Here is a 17311-nt window from a genome sequence, read left to right on the forward strand (position 1 = left end):
TATTAATTATTTATTTAGATTGTTTTCATAGTGAATGAATTAGGTGTGAATAGTCTATTGTAGGAAATTAAATTTATTGTATATTTGCAAAGCTGAAAGGATATAAAAGTATTCATGAGGGGACAATTAGTCCCCTCTTTTATTACTTATTATTTATGCTAAAGGAAAAAGTAAAAGAATTATTGGAACAAGGTCTTCAAGAAGATCCCTCCCTATTTTTAATCGATTTCACTATGGGTGCTGATAATAGCATTCATGTTGTAATAGACGGTGACCATGGGGTTACGGTTAGCGATTGTATTAAAATAAGCAGGGCTATTGAAAATAATATAGATCGTGATGAACACGATTTTTCCCTTGAAGTTGCCTCTGCTGGTGCAGCGGCTCCGTTGGTTATGCCGCGTCAATATGTAAAAAATGTTGGTAGAAAACTTGAAGTTCGTACAAATGACGATAAGTTTGAAGGAAATTTAACCGCTGTGAACGATGATTCTATTGTTCTGGAATGGAAAGCTAGGGAGCCTAAGCCTGTAGGTAAGGGAAAGGTGACCGTTCAGAAAAAAGAAGAAGTAAATTTTTCAGATATTATTAAAGCAAAAGTTGTATTAAAATTTTAATTGTAATTACCAATGGAAAATATTGCGTTAATTGAATCTTTCTCAGAGTTTAAGGACGATAAGTTCATAGACAGGGTAACATTGATGGCCATTTTGGAAGATGTTTTTAGAAATGCGCTTAAAAAGAAGTTTGGTTCAGATGATAACTTTGATATCATTATCAACCCAGATAAAGGTGATTTAGAAATTTGGAGAAACCGTATCGTTGTTAACGATGGTGAGGTTGAAGAACCAAATGAGGAAATTTCATTGTCTGCAGCTCGTAAAATTGAGCCAGATTTTGAGGTTGGTGAAGATGTGTCTGAAGAAGTTAAGTTGATAGATTTAGGAAGAAGGGCAATTTTGGCATTACGTCAAAATCTTATTTCTAAAATTCATGAGCATGATAATACAACTATTTATAAGCACTTTAAAGATTTAGAGGGCGAAATCTATACGGCAGAGGTTCATCACATTCGTCATAAAGCAATTATTTTGTTAGATGATGAGGGTAATGAGATTATTTTGCCAAAAGATAGACAAATACCTTCTGATTTCTTCCGCAAGGGCGATAATGTAAGAGGTGTTATTGAAAGTGTAGAATTAAAAGGTGCAAAACCTACTATTATAATGTCTAGAAGTTCACCTAAATTCTTGGAGCAATTATTTTTCCAAGAAATACCAGAGGTGTTCGACGGATTGATTACTGTGAAAAAAGCGGTTAGAATACCAGGGGAAAAAGCGAAAGTGGCTGTTGACTCTTATGATGATCGTATTGATCCTGTTGGTGCCTGTGTAGGTATGAAGGGGTCTAGAATTCATGGAATTGTTCGTGAGTTGGGTAATGAAAACATTGATGTTATCAATTGGACAGCCAACCCACAATTGTTGGTGACAAGAGCATTGAGTCCGGCTAGAGTTTCTTCTGTTAAGTTGAACGATGAGAAGATGACGGCTCAAGTTTACCTGAAGCCAGAAGAGGTTTCTAAGGCAATTGGTAGAGGTGGTCACAACATTAGATTAGCTGGTCAATTAACTGGTTATGAGATAGATGTATTCCGTGAAGGGGTTGAGGAAGATGTTGAATTAACAGAGTTCTCTGATGAAATCGATGCTTGGATTATTGAAGAATTCAAGAAGATCGGTTTTGATACAGCACGTAGCGTCTTGGAGCAAGATGTTAACGATTTAGTGAAACGTACAGATTTAGAAGAGGAAACAATTTTAGAAGTTGTGCGTATCCTAAAAGAAGAATTAGAAGATTAGCTATATATTAGCACTTAAATAAAAGAACGGGAATCAGTATTTATGGCAGACAATGCAAAAATAAGGCTTAATAAAGTTCTTCGTGAACTTAATATTTCCTTGGATAGGGCAGTGGACTTTCTTAACGGAAAAGGACATGATGTGGAAGCGAGGCCTACCACAAAAATTTCCGATGATGTTTATCAAGTTTTGCTTGACGAGTTCCAGACGGATAAAAGCAAAAAGGTAGCTTCAAAAGAGGTTGGTGAGGAAAAGCGTAAGGAGAAGGAGGCAATTCGAGTTCGATTAGAAAAAGAGCAAGAAGATCGTCGCTTGGCCCGTGAGCGAAGAAACGCTGAATCTGAAGAGAATGCTTTAGTGGGTAAAGTTGAGCTTGCCGGACCTAAAATGGTTGGTAAGATAGATCTTAACCCAAAGAAAAAAGTTGAAGAGGAGCCTGTAAAGGAAACTCCAAAAGCTGAGGAAAAGGCAGCTCCCAGGGTTGAAGAAAAAGCTGTGCCTAAGGTTGAGGTGAAAGAAACTAGAAAGGTTGTATTACAAGGACCTAAAATAGTTTCCCAGCCTGAGAAAAAATCAGAGGTTAAGAAAGAGGAGCCTAAAGTAGAAGCTCCAAAGGCGGCGGCGCCAAAAGCTGAAGAGACTCCAAAATCAGAAGTAAAAAAGGAATCTGCGAAAGTAGAGCCAACTGCTGATGCCGCTCCGGAACCTGAAGCTCCTAAGACTATAGAGACACAGTATCAGAAATTGTCTGGTCCTAAAATTGCTGGAGAGAAAATTGATCTTAGCAAATTTGAGAAGCCTAAGAAAAAGAAAGAAGATAAAAAACCTGCTGCAGGTGCAGACCGTAAAAAGAGACGTAGAAGAATTGTTACTAAGAATCCTTCTGGTCCAGGTCAAAATAGAAACACTGGTAACTCAGGTGATAGAAATAAAGGTAGAGGAAGATTTGCGCCAGTTGCAAAAGTAGAGCCTACTGAAGAAGATGTTCAAAAGCAAGTACGTGAAACCCTAGAAAAACTTCAAGGTAAATCTAAGAAGGGTAAAGGGGCGAAGTATAGAAGAAGTAAAAGAGATCAGCATCGCGAGCAGACTGAAAAAGATTTAGAACAACAGGAATTAGAGAACAAGGTACTTAAGGTAACCGAGTTCGTTACTGCAACCGAGGTTGCTACTATGATGGGTGTTTCTACAACTGAGATTATTTCTGCTTGTATGTCTTTGGGTATAATGGTAACTATGAATCAGCGTTTAGATGCTGAAACGTTATCTATTGTAGCTGAAGAATTTGGTTATGAAGTTGATTTCGTTACTGCAGATATTGAAGAAAGTATCGTAGAGGAGGAAGATGCTCCTGAAGATTTAAAACATAGAGCTCCTATTGTAACCGTAATGGGTCACGTAGATCACGGTAAAACTTCTTTATTGGATTACATCCGTAAAGAAAATGTAATTGCCGGTGAAAGTGGTGGTATTACACAGCATATTGGTGCATATGGGGTAACACTTGAGAATGGAGAGCGAATTGCTTTCTTGGATACACCGGGTCACGAAGCGTTTACCGCGATGCGTGCAAGGGGTGCTCAGGTTACCGATATCGCAATTATTGTAATTGCGGCAGATGATGACATTATGCCACAGACGAAGGAAGCAATTAGCCATGCACAAGCTGCAGGTGTGCCAATCGTTTTTGCAATAAACAAAGTTGATAAGTCTACATCTAACCCTGATAAGATAAAAGAAGGTTTAGCACAGATGAATTTATTAGTAGAAGATTGGGGTGGTAAAATACAATCTCATGATATCTCTGCCAAAACTGGTTTAGGTGTTAAAGAATTATTGGAGAAGGTTTTACTTGAAGCTGAATTGTTAGAGTTGAAAGCTAATCCAGATAAGCATGCTACCGGTACTGTGGTAGAAGCTTTCTTAGATAAAGGAAAAGGTTATGTATCTACTGTTTTAGTTCAGTCGGGTACACTTAAGATAGGTGATTATGTATTGGCTGGAACCACTAGTGGTAAAATCAAGGCAATGCAAGATGAGAGAGGGAACAATGTAAAAGAAGTTGGGCCGTCTACTCCAATATCTATTTTAGGACTTGATGGTGCTTCACAAGCAGGTGATAAGTTTTATGTATTGGAAGATGAGCGTGAGGCAAAACAAATAGCTTCAAGAAGATCTCAGCTACAACGTGAACAGTCTGTAAGAACACAGCGTCATATAACTCTTGATGAAATTGGACGTAGAATTGCATTAGGTGATTTCAAAGAGCTTAATATTATCCTTAAAGGTGATGTTGATGGTTCTGTTGAAGCACTTACAGATTCTTTCCAAAAACTATCTACAGATGAAATTCAAGTAAATATTATTCATAAAGCAGTTGGTCCTATTACAGAATCAGATGTGTTATTGGCTTCTGCATCAGATGCGGTAATTATCGGATTTAATGTAAGACCTATGGGTAATGCTAAAGCTATTGCTGAGAAAGAAGAAATTGATATCCGTATGTATTCTATTATATATGCTGCGATCAACGATCTTAAAGATGCAATGGAAGGTATGTTGTCCCCAGAAATGAAAGAAGAGATTTCTGGTACTGCTGAAATTAGAGAAACATTCAAGATTTCTAAAATTGGTACTATTGCAGGTTGTATGGTAACGAGCGGTAAAATCTTTAGAAACTCTAATATTAGATTAATACGAGATGGCGTAGTTATTTATACCGGTACATTATCTTCATTAAAACGATTTAAAGATGATGTTAGAGAGGTGGCTAAAGGTTATGACTGTGGACTTCAAATTAAGAACTATAATGATATCAATGAAGGTGATATCGTTGAAGCGTTCCAAGAGGTTGCGGTGAAGAAAAAGTTAAAATCTAAGTAGTATTTTCATAAAAGAGTTTCTAAATCTCTTTAAAAATAAAGCAAAAAAAATCGACCTATTTGGTCGATTTTTTTGGTTTTAATAACATTGCATCGGGATATTTTATTCTTACCTCGTTAAACTTTCTTTCGGCGTCTAACCTAGAAGTGAATCTTCCAACTCTTACACGATATGTTGGAGAATCAAAATCAATTTTAGAAGCAAGTTCAGGAAAATCTTCTTCTACGTTTGCTTTTATTTTTTGTGCTTTTGCATAGTTGCCAAAGCCAACTTGTATTCTGTAGTATTCGTTGTTGCTTAAAGATGATTTGTAAATCTCTAGCAATTGATCAATCTTTGGGTCTTGCTGTATGTCTACATTTGCACTTTGGGCATAGCTAAAGTGACTAAAACAAGCAAAAACTAGGAGGGTACTAAGAATTTTCATAACCTATTTTCAATTTTATTTTCATTCAGGGCAAAAGTAATTTATTAAGGGTCAAACAAATAAATCTTGATCTATTTAGAATATTTCTAAATTGTAAATTATAGATACATTAACATTTTGCAAATAAAGTCTATGTCGTATTTTTGTCTTCGATTTAGGCATTTGGTGGATTGTAATTGGTTTCATCTATGACCAAAATCATGCCAAGATTCCGATAGAAATATTCGATATATGAAAAAGGTTCCAAACCGAAATCAGTTTTCTAAAATTTTAGGATTATCCCTAATTGTATTTTTGCTTTTTGTAAGCCCGTTAACAGCGCAAGATGAAGCTGCTGCAGATGCAACAGCTACTGAGGCTGCTGCTGGTGCAGGAGATGCTAAAAATGGTAAGTCACTGTTCAATCAGAACTGTGCTGCTTGTCATGCATTGAATCGTAAGATGACCGGTCCTGCATTGGAGAATGTGGAAGCTAGATTGAGTGAAGAAGAAGGCTTAGACAGAGAATGGTTGTATGCTTGGATTAAGAATAGTCCAGGTGTTATTAAATCAGGAGATGCTTATGCTAACAAATTGTACGCTGAGTACAATCAAGCGGCGATGACTGCTTTCCCAACATTATCTAATACTGATATTGATGATATTTTAGCATATACTGCTGCCGCTCCGGCTGCCGCACCTGCAGCTGCTGCGGGGGGTGCTGAAGTTGCTGCTGGTGGGTCTGGTGATTCTTCAGGTGTTTCTAATGAAATTATATTAGGAGCCTTGGTGCTTGTGTTCGGTTTGTTGGTGGTTATGTTGTTGTTGGTGAACAAGACGCTTCAACGTATAGCTCAGGCAAATGGTGTTGTTCTTGAAAAAGAGAATGCACAGAAAAGAACACCGATTTGGAAAGCGTTTGCTCAAAATCAATTTTTGGTTTTGGTTACTGCAATATTTTTATTGTTGGGTAGTGCTTACTTTGCATACGGATGGATGATGCAAGTTGGTGTTGATCAAGGTTATGCGCCTATTCAGCCAATTCACTATTCGCACAAAATTCATGCTGGTGATAATAAGATAGAGTGTAAATATTGTCATTCTTCTGCTAGAGTCTCTAAGCATTCTGGTATTCCTTCGTTAAATGTATGTATGAATTGTCATAAATCTGTTTATGAGTACACTGGAAATCCAGAAGGTCCTTCTCAGGAAGATTTGGAAAACGGGTATACAAACGAATTCTACACTGGTGAGATAAAGAAATTATACAAAGCAGTTGGTTGGGATGAAGAAAATCAAAAATACACTGGTGAGAGTCAGCCTGTAGAATGGGTTAGAATTCATAACCTGCCAGATTTCGCATATTTCAATCACTCACAGCATGTTTCTGTTGCTGGGGTTGAGTGTCAAACTTGTCACGGTCCGGTAGAGGAAATGGAAATTATGTATCAGTATTCTCCATTAACAATGGGTTGGTGTATAGATTGTCATAGAGAGACCAATGTTAAGGTTGAGGGTAATGAGTATTACGAGAAAATTCATGCTGAGCTTTCAAAGAAATACGGTGTAGATAATTTAACAGCTGCTCAATTGGGTGGACTGGAATGTGGTAAATGTCACTATTAATAATAATTTAAAGAAGCTAATTACAGATAATACGTATGGCATCAAACAAAAAATATTGGAAGAACGAGGCGGAGTTAAATCCTAACGATTCCATTGTTGAGGCGCTAAAGCAGAACGAATTTGTAGAGCAGATTCCTGTGGATGATTTCTTGGGTGACAAGGAAACTTTGTCTTCTACAAATACAAATCGTAGAGATTTCTTGAAGTATGTTGGGTTTAGTACTGCAGCTGCTTCTTTGGCAGCATGTGAAGGACCGGTTGTAAAATCTATTCCTTATGTTGTATTGCCGGAAAATATAGTTCCTGGTGTTGCTAACTATTATGCGACAACAATTGCTAACGGTTTTGATTTTGCTAGCATATTAATTAAGACCCGTGAGGGTCGTCCTATCAAGGTTGAGAATAATACTTTGGCTAAAATTGGTGGTTCTGCCAATGCTAGAGTGCAGGGTTCTGTTCTTTCATTGTACGACAGTACAAGATTACAGGGACCAATGGCAAATGGTGAGCCTGTTGATTGGGATGTTTTGAAGGCAACGGTAAAAGCTAAAATGGGTGGACTTAAAGGTTCAGCTAAAAAAATAGCTATACTTACGCAGACATATGCAAGTCCGTCAACTGACCGTTTAATGTCTGATTTAGTAGCTGCGAACGAGAATGTTGTTCATGTTACTTATGATGCTATTTCTGAGGATGCGGCTTTGACTGCATTTGAAAATAAATATGGTGAGCGTGCTTTAGCTGATTATGATTTTGAAAAAGCGGGACTGATTGTTTCTTTCGGTGCTGATTTTATTGCTGATTGGCAAGGTGGGGGTTATGATGCTGGTTATTCTAGAGGTCGTGTACCTAAGAATGGTAAAATGTCAAGACACGTGCAGTTAGAGGCTAATATGTCATTAACTGGTGCTAACGCAGATAAGCGTGTGGCTATGAAGCCAAGTGCGCAAAAAGTGGTTTTAGCTAAATTATACGGAAAATTAAATGGTACTTCTGTTGGTGGTAACACTTCAGAGTATGATGCATTGGTTGATTCCATTGCTACTGAAATAAAGAAGGCGGGTTCTAATGCAGTTGTTGTAACTGGTTTGGACGATGTTAATGCGCAAGCGGTTGTTTTGGCAATTAATGAAATGCTATCAAGTAAAGCTTATGATGCTGCGGCGCCTAAGTATATTAGAAAAGGTAGTGTAAAAGCGGTGAATGCTCTTATAGCCGATATGAAGGCTGGTAGAGTTGGTGCTTTGTTAATGGACGGTGTAAATCCTGTTTATTCTTTGCCTAATGCTGCAGATTTTAAAGAAGGTTTGGAAAAGGTTGATCTTTCGGTTGCTTTCTCTACTAACTGGAATGAAACTACTGAGGCTGTGCAATATGTAGGTGCTACAAATCACTACTTAGAGTCTTGGGGGGATATTCAGATCAAAAAGGGGCATTACAGTTTAATGCAGCCTACTATTAAAGAATTGTTTGATACAAAGCAGTTTCAGACTGTAGTTTTAGAGCTACTTGGAAGCGAGCAAACGTATTATGATTATATAAAAGAAACTTGGTCTTCATCTGTGCTTAATGGTGCAAGTTGGAATCAAGCATTGCAAGATGGTGTTTTCAGTGCCGAAACAATGGTGGTAAACGCTGAGGGTGCTGCACTAAATATTGTGGCAACAGAAGATGCAACTGAGGTTGTAACCAATACTTCTTTAGCTTCTGCTGTGCGTACTTTGGCAAATACCACTAGTGATGGAATGGAACTTACTTTGTATTCTAAAGTAGGTATGGGTGATGGTCAGCAAGCAAGTAATCCTTGGTTGCAAGAGTTTCCTGATCCAATTACTAGAGTATCTTGGGATAACTATGTGACTATTTCTAAAGCAGATGCTGCTGAATTAGGTGTAGAGAACGTTAATGTAGCCAATGGCGGTATGGACGGTAGCTATGTAAAGCTTACCGTTAATGGTGTTAGTTTGGAGCAAGTCCCTGTAGTTGTTCAGCCTGGGCAAGCTAAGGGTACAGTAGGTCTTTCTTTTGGTTACGGTAAGAAAGTAGGCTTGAAAGAAGATATGCAGACAGGGGTTAATGCCTTTGAATTGTACGAAGGTTTTAATGCCAATCAATCTGTAAGTGTGGAAAAAGTAGCAGGTAACCATGAGTTTGCTTGTATTCAATTGCATAAAACCCTTATGGGTAGAGGTGATATCATAAAGGAAACAACTTTAGAGATATTCAATACTAAAAATCATTCTGAGTGGAATGAGGTTCCTATGGTTTCTTTAGATCACCAAGAAGTTCCTGCAACTTCTGTTGATTTATGGGATAGCTTTGATCGTACCATTGGGCATCATTTCAATATGTCAATCGACTTGAATGCTTGTACCGGTTGTGGTTCTTGTGTTATCGCTTGTCATGCTGAGAATAATGTACCAGTAGTTGGTAAAGCCGAAGTAAGAAAATCAAGAGATATGCACTGGTTGCGTATCGATAGATATTATTCTTCAGAAGAAACTTTTGAAGGTGATAACGCTAAGAAAGATGGTTTTGAAGGATTGTCTGGCGATAATGGTTCATTAGGTGGTTTTGGAGAGTTAGAAGATCCTTCTGCGAATCCGCAAGTTGCCTTTCAGCCTGTAATGTGTCAGCACTGTAACCATGCGCCTTGTGAAACTGTTTGTCCAGTAGCGGCAACTTCACATGGTAGACAAGGTCAAAATCAAATGGCTTATAACAGATGTGTTGGTACAAGATATTGTGCAAACAACTGTCCATATAAAGTGCGTAGATTCAACTGGTTCTTGTATAACAACAATGACGAGTTCGATTTCCATATGAATAACGATTTGGGTAAAATGGTATTGAACCCAGATGTAAACGTTCGTTCTAGAGGTGTTATTGAGAAGTGTTCTATGTGTATTCAAAAAACACAAAAGACTATTCTTGATGCTAAAAGAGACGGTCGTGTTATTGAAGATGGCGAGTTCCAAACAGCTTGTTCTTCTGCATGTAGTAACGGTGCCATTGTATTTGGTGATGTTAATGATGAGAAGAGTAAGGTATCAGAATTAAAAGCGAGTGACCGTATGTACCATTTATTGGAGCATGTAGGTACTCAACCAAATGTTTTCTACCACGTTAAGGTTAGAAACACCAACGAAGCATAAACAATAGTAGAAAGTAATTATAACAAAAGTCTATGGCGTCGCATTACGAAGCACCTATACGTAAACCCCTAGTAATTGGAGACAAAGGCTACCACGATGTAACTGTGGATATTGCCGCTCCAGTAGAAGGTAGAGCTAATAAGCACTGGTGGATAGTATTTTCCATTGCTCTAGTAGCATTTCTTTGGGGAGTAGGTTGTATTATTTATACGGTCTCAACCGGTATCGGTACTTGGGGTCTTAACAAAACTGTAAACTGGGCTTGGGATATTACCAACTTCGTTTGGTGGGTAGGTATCGGTCATGCCGGTACACTGATCTCGGCAGTATTATTGTTATTCCGTCAAAAATGGAGAATGGCAATTAACCGTTCTGCAGAGGCAATGACAATTTTCTCTGTAGTTCAAGCAGGTTTGTTTCCTATTATTCACATGGGTCGTCCATGGTTGGCATATTGGGTATTACCAATTCCAAACCAGTTTGGTTCATTGTGGGTTAACTTTAACTCTCCACTTCTTTGGGATGTATTTGCAATATCAACATACTTATCAGTTTCTTTAGTATTCTGGTGGACAGGTTTACTTCCTGATTTTGCTATGATTCGTGATAGAGCTGTATTGCCTTTCCAAAAGAAAATATATAGTTTATTAAGTTTTGGTTGGAGTGGTCGTGCTAAAGATTGGCAACGATTTGAAGAAGTTTCATTGGTACTTGCAGGTCTTGCAACACCTTTGGTATTATCTGTACACACCATTGTATCTTTTGACTTTGCTACATCGGTTATACCGGGTTGGCATACAACAATCTTTCCACCATATTTCGTTGCTGGGGCAATCTTCTCTGGTTTCGCTATGGTAAATACGTTATTGATTATAATGAGGAAAGTGTGTCATTTGGAAAATTACATTACTATTCAGCATATTGAATTGATGAATATCGTAATCATGTTAACAGGTTCTATTGTAGGTTGTGCCTACATTACAGAGTTGTTTATGGCATGGTATTCAGGTGTAGAATATGAGCAGTACGCTTTCTTGAACAGAGCAACCGGTCCTTACTGGTGGGCATACTGGTCAATGATGACTTGTAATGTATTCTCTCCACAGTTTATGTGGTTCAAAAAATTAAGAACTAGTATCATGTTCTCTTTCTTCATCTCTATAGTGGTAAACATAGGTATGTGGTTTGAAAGATTCGTGATTATCGTAACTTCTTTGCATAGAGATTATCTTCCATCATCTTGGACAATGTTTTCACCAACATTTGTTGATATAGGTATCTTTGTTGGTACAATTGGTTTCTTCTTTGTTTTGTTCTTGTTGTATTCTAGAACGTTCCCTGTAATTGCGCAGGCAGAGGTTAAATCTATATTGAAAGCTTCAGGAGAGAAATATAAAGTGTTGAGAGATGCTGGAAAGCCACTTTATGAAATTAAAGAAACTAAAGTAGAGGTTAAAGAACCGATTACCGATGATGTTTTGATGGGTGAAGTTGTTCCTACGGTAGGTGATAAAGTAGGTGTTTCTGATCTGTTAAGTGCTGTTGGTACTTTTGATGCCACTACACAAGAGGCTGATGACCTAAAGAAGGTTAAAGGTATTGGTCCACAAATGGAAGCTACTTTAAATGAAATAGGAATTTACACATTTGCTCAGGTTGCTAGAATGACAGAGGGTGAATATAATTTGTTAGATTCTATTACAGGTTCTTTTCCAGGTAGAGCACAACGTGACGACTGGGCGGGACAAGCAGCAATTTTATTAAATAACAAAAGATAAATATGGCATCTAAAGTTATACACGCTTTTTACGATGATGATGATGTGCTAATGCTTGCCGTTAAAAAGGTGAAAGCAGCAAAGCTTCATATAGAAGAGGTATATTGTCCTTTTCCTGTTCACGGGTTAGATAAAGCTATGGGCTTAGCTCCAACTAGATTGGCTATAACAGCTTTCCTATATGGTTTGGTTGGTCTTACAGTGGCAACACTTATGATGAACTATATCATGATTGAAGATTGGCCACAGGATATTGGTGGTAAGCCAAGTTTTAGTTATTTAGAGAACCTACCGGCTTTCGTTCCAATTATGTTCGAGTTAACGGTTTTCTTTGCGGCTCACTTAATGGTTATCACTTTCTATTTGAGAAGTAGATTATGGCCTTTTAAAGAAGCTGAAAATCCTGATGTAAGAACTACGGATGATCATTTTTTAATGGAGATTGAAATCCACGACAACGAGCAAGAATTAAGAGATTTATTAATGAATACTGGTGCAGTAGAAATTAATATTTCAGAAAAAAACAGTCATTAAATATGAACAGTTTTAAGAAAATAGCAATAATATTCGGTTTGGCTATCATGGCAACATCTTGTCAAGATGATAGTGTTCCTAATTATCAGTACATGCCAAATATGTATGAGGCTGTAGGTTATGAAACATACCAAGAGGTAGATTTTTTGCCAAATGAATCAGAGGCTATGTTGCCACCTGCAAATACAATTAATAGAGGTTGGTTGCCTTATGAGTTTGAAAATTCTCCTGAAGGTAAAGAGCTTGCAAGATTACAATCTAGTCCACTGGATTCAATGAATGTTGAAACTAATTTAGCTAAAGGTGGTCAATTGTATACTATTTATTGTGCCATTTGCCATGGAGATAAAGGTGATGGTAAGGGAACTCTTGTGAAAAGAGAAAAGATACTAGGTGTGCCTAGTTATGCTGACCCAGTAAGAAACTTGACAGTAGGATCTACATATTATACAATTCATTACGGATTGAATTCAATGGGATCTTATGCATCTCAAATGAATACTGAAGAGATGTGGCAAGTATCTGAATATGTTATGACACTGAAACAAGATTTAACCAAATAATAGGTAAACAATACTATGTATACGTTTTCAAATAGACTCAAAATAGCTTCCATCGTTCTAATGATAGTAGGTGCATTAGGAATCATTGGTGGATTTGTTATGGCTCCTGGAACTATAGCAGAGGCAAAAGAAATGGTAGCAAGTCATGACGGAGGTCATGGTGATGCCCATGCAGCTGAAGCTGAACATGCAACTAAAGAAAGTGATCACGCTGTTGCCGAATCTCATGGTGAAGAACATGATTCTTCTCATGATCAGCATTTATTAGATCAATTAAAGAATAGACCTTGGGCGGCATTGTATGTTGCGGCATTCTTCTTTTTTATGATATCCTTAGGTGTGTTAGCGTTCTACGCTATACAACGTGCTGCACAGGCAGGTTGGTCACCGTTATTGTTTAGAGTTATGGAAGGTATTACCGCTTACTTGGTTCCTGGTGGAATCATTGTATTCGTAATATTACTTCTTTCAGTACTCCACATGAATCATTTATTTATTTGGATGGATGAAACTGTAGTTGCTCACGATGCATTACTTCAAGGTAAGTCTGGATATTTAAACCCTACTTTCTTTTTGATAAGAGCGGCAATATTCTTAGCTGGTTGGATTGGGTACAGAGAATATTCTAGAAAATTATCAATAGCTCAAGATGAGTCTGATGATAATTCTAACTTTAAATTGAACTTTAGAATTTCGGCTGGTTTCTTAGTGTTTTATTTGATTTCAGAATCTATTATGTCTTGGGATTGGATAATGAGTGTTGAGCCACACTGGTTTAGTACACTATTCGGTTGGTACATATTTGCTAGTATGTTCGTATCAGGTATTACAGTAATCGCTATGGTTACCGTTTATTTAAAATCTAAAGGTCATTTACCAGATGTTAACGATAGTCATATACATGATTTAGCAAAATTCATGTTCGGTATCAGTATCTTCTGGACCTATTTATGGTTCTCTCAATTCATGCTTATCTGGTATTCTAACATACCTGAAGAAGTAACGTATTACGTAACTAGAATTGCAGACTATAGATTACCATTCTTTGGTATGGTAGCTATGAACTTCTTGTTTCCTGTTCTTTTGTTGATGAATAGTGATTATAAGAGAATTAACTGGTTTGTAATTTTAACAGGTATTGTAATACTTGGAGGTCACTATATGGATATCTTTAACGCTATTATGCCTTCTACTGTTGGTAAGAATTGGTATATAGGTATTCCTGAAATTGGTTCTGTATTGTTTTTTGCAGGCTTGTTTATATTCTGGATTTTTAGAGCGCTATCAACTCAGCCTCTTCAACCAAAAAGAAATCCTTTTATTGAAGAAAGTAGACACTTTCATTACTAGTAATTAAGTAAAGTATAACATTTATATATACAATGACGACATTATTAACTTTAGCTGTACTTGTTCTTGTAGCCATTGCCATTTGGCAGTTGACTAAAATATTTGAATTATCTCAGCTTAAAACTGAACAGCACCAGATTGCAACGGATAGCGATAATAAGAATAACGGTTATATGTTATTTGGATTTTTGGTATTCATTTACGGAATTACCATATTCAGTTTTTGGAAATATGGTAAGTTCTTATTGCCTGAAGCAGGATCTGCTCACGGTGAGGAGTATGATAGCTTAATGTTGGTATCTTTTATTATCATCTTTATAGTACAGACTCTTACTCAGGCTTTATTACATTATTTTGGATATAAATACGCTGGTAAAAAGGGACAAAAGGCTTTGTTTTATGCAGATAATGATCGTTTAGAGTTTATCTGGACAATTATTCCTGTAATCGTATTGGCAGGTCTTATTCTATGGGGATTATACACATGGACAACCATTATGGATGTTAATGATGAGGATGATCCTTTAATTGTAGAGCTTTATGCACAACAATTTAATTGGACCGCTAGATATGGTGGTGGAGATAATGTATTAGGTGGTGCTAATGTTAGAATGATAGATATCGATAAAGCGAATGTATTAGGTTTGGATGAAGCTGATACCTATGCTCATGATGATATTATTGTAAAAGAATTGCATTTACCGGTAGGTAGAAAAGTTAATTTTAAAATGCGTTCTCAAGATGTATTGCACTCAGCTTATATGCCACACTTTAGAGCACAGATGAACTGTGTACCTGGTATGATCACTGAGTTTTCATTTACTCCTATTTATACCACAGAAGAGATGAGAACTAACCCAGATGTAATGGATAAGGTGAAAAGAACCAATAAAATTAGAGCAGAGAAAGCTGTAAGTACGGGTGAGGCTATTGATCCTTGGGAGTTTGATTATATTCTTCTTTGTAATAAGATTTGTGGTAAGTCTCATTATAACATGCAAATGAAGATTATTGTTGAGACTGAGGAGGAATACAATGAATGGATGAAGAGTCAATCCACTTTCGCTGAAACGGTTATGAAAGATGATACTAACCCTGCTTTTAATACGGTTAGTGCAGTTTCAGTAGCGGAGTAATTTTTACTCTCAGATTAATATAGCTATAATTAGAAAATTAATATAAATAAGATTACGATTATGTCAGCAACAGCACATGCACATGTAGATGATCACGCACATGACGATCATGGACATCATCATAAAGAAACTTTTGTAACAAAGTATATCTTTAGTCAAGACCATAAAATGATTGGTAAACAATACCTTATTTTGGGGGTATTTGTTATGGGTTTTATTGGTATTGCAATGTCATTATTGTTTAGAATGCAATTGGCTTGGCCAGGAGAGTCTTTTCCAATTTTTGAAGCTCTTTTAGGTAAGTGGGCACCAGGTGGTGTTATGGATGCCGATGTTTATTTAGCGTTGGTTACCATGCACGGTACCATTATGGTATTCTTTGTACTTACCGCTGGTTTAAGTGGTACGTTTAGTAATTTATTGATTCCATTACAGATAGGTGCAAGAGATATGGCATCTGGTTTCTTGAACATGGTTTCTTTTTGGTTGTTTGCTATTGCTTCAGGTATAATGATTGTTTCATTATTTGTTGAAGCAGGACCAGCAGCAGCAGGTTGGACAATTTATCCACCATTAAGTGCTTTGCCAATGGCTCAGCCTGGTTCAGGTATGGGTATGACATTATGGTTGAGCTCAATGGCAATATTTATTGCTTCGTCTCTTTTGGGATCATTAAACTATATTGTAACTGTGATTAACTTAAGAACCAAAGGGATGTCAATGACAAGATTGCCTTTGACGATTTGGGCTTTCTTTGTAACAGCTATAATTGGTGTTATTTCATTCCCTGTATTATTATCTGCAGCTTTATTATTAATAATGGATAGAAGTTTTGGTACTTCTTTCTTCTTGTCGGATATCTTTATTCAAGGTGAAGTTTTACATTACCAAGGTGGTTCTCCAGTATTATATGAGCACCTATTCTGGTTCTTAGGTCACCCTGAGGTATATATTGTATTATTACCTGCATTAGGTATTACTTCTGAAGTAATGTCTACAAATGCTCGTAAGCCTATTTTTGGATATCGTGCAATGATTGCTTCTATTTTAGCAATCGCATTTTTATCGACAATCGTTTGGGGTCACCATATGTTTATTTCTGGTATGAATCCATTTTTAGGATCTGTATTTACATTTACAACCTTATTGATTGCAATACCATCAGCGGTAAAAGCATTTAATTATATAACTACACTTTGGAAAGGTAACCTACAATTGAATCCGGCTATGCTATTCTCAATTGGTTTGGTGTCAACATTTATTACTGGTGGTTTAACTGGTATAGTTTTAGGTGATAGTACATTAGATATTAACGTTCATGATACTTACTTTGTGGTTGCTCACTTCCACTTGGTAATGGGTATATCTGCATTGTACGGATTGTTCGCAGGTGTTTACCACTGGTTCCCTAAAATGTACGGAGGTAGATTAATGAATAAGAACTTAGGTTATGTTCACTTTTGGGTTACTGCAATTTGTGCTTATGGAGTATTCTTTCCAATGCACTTTGTAGGTATGGCTGGTGTTCCAAGAAGATACTATGAAAATACAGCTTTCCCAATGTTTGATGAGTTAACAGATATTCAAGTATTAATGACTGTTTTTGCTATTATAGCGGCTGCGGCACAGCTAGTATTTGTTGCTAACTTCTTCTATAGTATATTCTACGGTAAGGTTGGACCTAAGAATCCATGGAAGTCAAATACCTTGGAATGGACTGCTGAACAAGAGCATATTCACGGAAACTGGGCTGGTCCTATTCCTGAAGTTCATAGATGGGCTTATGACTATAGTAAAGTCTATGAGAATGGTGAGTATATTATTACAGGTCAAGATTATGTGCCTCAACATATTCCTTTACAGGAGAATGAAGAGGAAATGAATCATTAGAAAATATTATTTTTATATAGAGCCCAACTAGTAATAGTTGGGCTTTTTTTTGGTAATAATCCTAAGATATTACTAAGTTGTTCTAATTTTACTTAAAATTGGATATCTTCAATTATTAAACATAAGTAA

At 36.9% G+C, this 17311-nt stretch carries 12 protein-coding genes; 11 read left to right on the forward strand and 1 reads right to left on the reverse strand.

Annotated features, from left to right (window positions below):
• Nucleotides 1-155: 155 nt before the first annotated feature.
• Genes rimP through infB form a run of 3 tightly spaced genes read left to right on the forward strand, consistent with a single transcriptional unit; the run spans nucleotide 156 to nucleotide 4745 of the window.
• On the forward strand, nucleotides 156-617 hold the full coding sequence (gene rimP, locus UH1x_RS11780; protein WP_405410625.1) for a ribosome assembly cofactor RimP: 462 nt from the start codon (nucleotides 156-158) through the stop codon (nucleotides 615-617).
• A 12-nt stretch (nucleotides 618-629) separates the two neighbouring features.
• Nucleotides 630-1862 carry a transcription termination factor NusA gene (nusA, locus tag UH1x_RS11785; RefSeq protein ID WP_276491957.1) on the forward strand — a complete coding sequence of 411 codons (1233 nt, stop codon included), beginning with the start codon at nucleotides 630-632 and terminating at the stop codon, nucleotides 1860-1862.
• Between the two features lie 42 nt (nucleotides 1863-1904).
• On the forward strand, nucleotides 1905-4745 hold the full coding sequence (gene infB / locus UH1x_RS11790) for a translation initiation factor IF-2 (RefSeq protein WP_482621857.1): 2841 nt from the start codon (nucleotides 1905-1907) through the stop codon (nucleotides 4743-4745).
• A gap of 55 nt (nucleotides 4746-4800) precedes the next feature.
• Here the strand turns inward: infB and UH1x_RS11795 are convergent, their stop codons facing one another.
• Nucleotides 4801-5172, reverse strand: a complete 372-nt coding sequence (locus tag UH1x_RS11795; RefSeq protein ID WP_405410621.1) for an SPOR domain-containing protein — start codon at nucleotides 5170-5172, stop codon at nucleotides 4801-4803.
• A gap of 231 nt (nucleotides 5173-5403) precedes the next feature.
• Here UH1x_RS11795 and UH1x_RS11800 point away from each other — a divergent pair, with 231 nt between their 5' ends.
• Genes UH1x_RS11800 through UH1x_RS11835 form a run of 8 tightly spaced genes read left to right on the forward strand, consistent with a single transcriptional unit; the run spans nucleotide 5404 to nucleotide 17182 of the window.
• The gene (locus tag UH1x_RS11800) at nucleotides 5404-6777 is read left to right on the forward strand and encodes a c-type cytochrome (RefSeq protein WP_482621858.1); all 1374 of its coding nucleotides are present in this window, start codon (nucleotides 5404-5406) and stop codon (nucleotides 6775-6777) included.
• A gap of 35 nt (nucleotides 6778-6812) precedes the next feature.
• Complete coding sequence (locus UH1x_RS11805; RefSeq protein WP_482621859.1) at nucleotides 6813-9932, forward strand: TAT-variant-translocated molybdopterin oxidoreductase; 3120 nt, start codon at nucleotides 6813-6815, stop codon at nucleotides 9930-9932.
• Between the two features lie 32 nt (nucleotides 9933-9964).
• Complete coding sequence (gene nrfD, locus UH1x_RS11810) at nucleotides 9965-11710, forward strand: NrfD/PsrC family molybdoenzyme membrane anchor subunit (RefSeq protein ID WP_276491962.1); 1746 nt, start codon at nucleotides 9965-9967, stop codon at nucleotides 11708-11710.
• 2 nt (nucleotides 11711-11712) lie between these two features.
• The gene (locus tag UH1x_RS11815; RefSeq protein WP_076547283.1) at nucleotides 11713-12243 is read left to right on the forward strand and encodes a DUF3341 domain-containing protein; all 531 of its coding nucleotides are present in this window, start codon (nucleotides 11713-11715) and stop codon (nucleotides 12241-12243) included.
• Nucleotides 12244-12245: 2 nt separating this feature from the next.
• Entirely contained in the window at nucleotides 12246-12806 is a 561-nt protein-coding gene (locus UH1x_RS11820) for a c-type cytochrome (protein WP_405410615.1), read from the forward strand.
• A gap of 15 nt (nucleotides 12807-12821) precedes the next feature.
• On the forward strand, nucleotides 12822-14156 hold the full coding sequence (locus UH1x_RS11825; protein ID WP_482621860.1) for a quinol:cytochrome C oxidoreductase: 1335 nt from the start codon (nucleotides 12822-12824) through the stop codon (nucleotides 14154-14156).
• 32 nt (nucleotides 14157-14188) lie between these two features.
• A complete protein-coding gene (locus UH1x_RS11830; RefSeq protein ID WP_482621861.1) occupies nucleotides 14189-15292 on the forward strand; it encodes a cytochrome c oxidase subunit II in 1104 nt (367 codons plus the stop codon).
• A gap of 60 nt (nucleotides 15293-15352) precedes the next feature.
• Nucleotides 15353-17182, forward strand: coding sequence for a cytochrome c oxidase subunit I (locus UH1x_RS11835; RefSeq protein WP_482621862.1), 1830 nt, complete (start codon nucleotides 15353-15355; stop codon nucleotides 17180-17182).
• The last annotated feature ends 129 nt before the right edge of the window (nucleotides 17183-17311 follow it).

Source organism: Maribacter sp. UH1, assembly GCF_056839145.1.

What these genes read in the sequence shown, in the direction of transcription:
- rimP (WP_405410625.1), top strand. Translation starts at nt 156, where the DNA reads ATGCTAAAGGAAAAAGTAAAAGAATTATTGGAACAAGGTCTTCAAGAA.
- nusA (WP_276491957.1), top strand. Translation starts at nt 630, where the DNA reads ATGGAAAATATTGCGTTAATTGAATCTTTCTCAGAGTTTAAGGACGAT.
- infB (WP_482621857.1), top strand. Translation starts at nt 1,905, where the DNA reads ATGGCAGACAATGCAAAAATAAGGCTTAATAAAGTTCTTCGTGAACTT.
- UH1x_RS11795 (WP_405410621.1), bottom strand. Translation starts at nt 5,172, where the DNA reads ATGAAAATTCTTAGTACCCTCCTAGTTTTTGCTTGTTTTAGTCACTTT.
- UH1x_RS11800 (WP_482621858.1), top strand. Translation starts at nt 5,404, where the DNA reads ATGAAAAAGGTTCCAAACCGAAATCAGTTTTCTAAAATTTTAGGATTA.
- UH1x_RS11805 (WP_482621859.1), top strand. Translation starts at nt 6,813, where the DNA reads ATGGCATCAAACAAAAAATATTGGAAGAACGAGGCGGAGTTAAATCCT.
- nrfD (WP_276491962.1), top strand. Translation starts at nt 9,965, where the DNA reads ATGGCGTCGCATTACGAAGCACCTATACGTAAACCCCTAGTAATTGGA.
- UH1x_RS11815 (WP_076547283.1), top strand. Translation starts at nt 11,713, where the DNA reads ATGGCATCTAAAGTTATACACGCTTTTTACGATGATGATGATGTGCTA.
- UH1x_RS11820 (WP_405410615.1), top strand. Translation starts at nt 12,246, where the DNA reads ATGAACAGTTTTAAGAAAATAGCAATAATATTCGGTTTGGCTATCATG.
- UH1x_RS11825 (WP_482621860.1), top strand. Translation starts at nt 12,822, where the DNA reads ATGTATACGTTTTCAAATAGACTCAAAATAGCTTCCATCGTTCTAATG.
- UH1x_RS11830 (WP_482621861.1), top strand. Translation starts at nt 14,189, where the DNA reads ATGACGACATTATTAACTTTAGCTGTACTTGTTCTTGTAGCCATTGCC.
- UH1x_RS11835 (WP_482621862.1), top strand. Translation starts at nt 15,353, where the DNA reads ATGTCAGCAACAGCACATGCACATGTAGATGATCACGCACATGACGAT.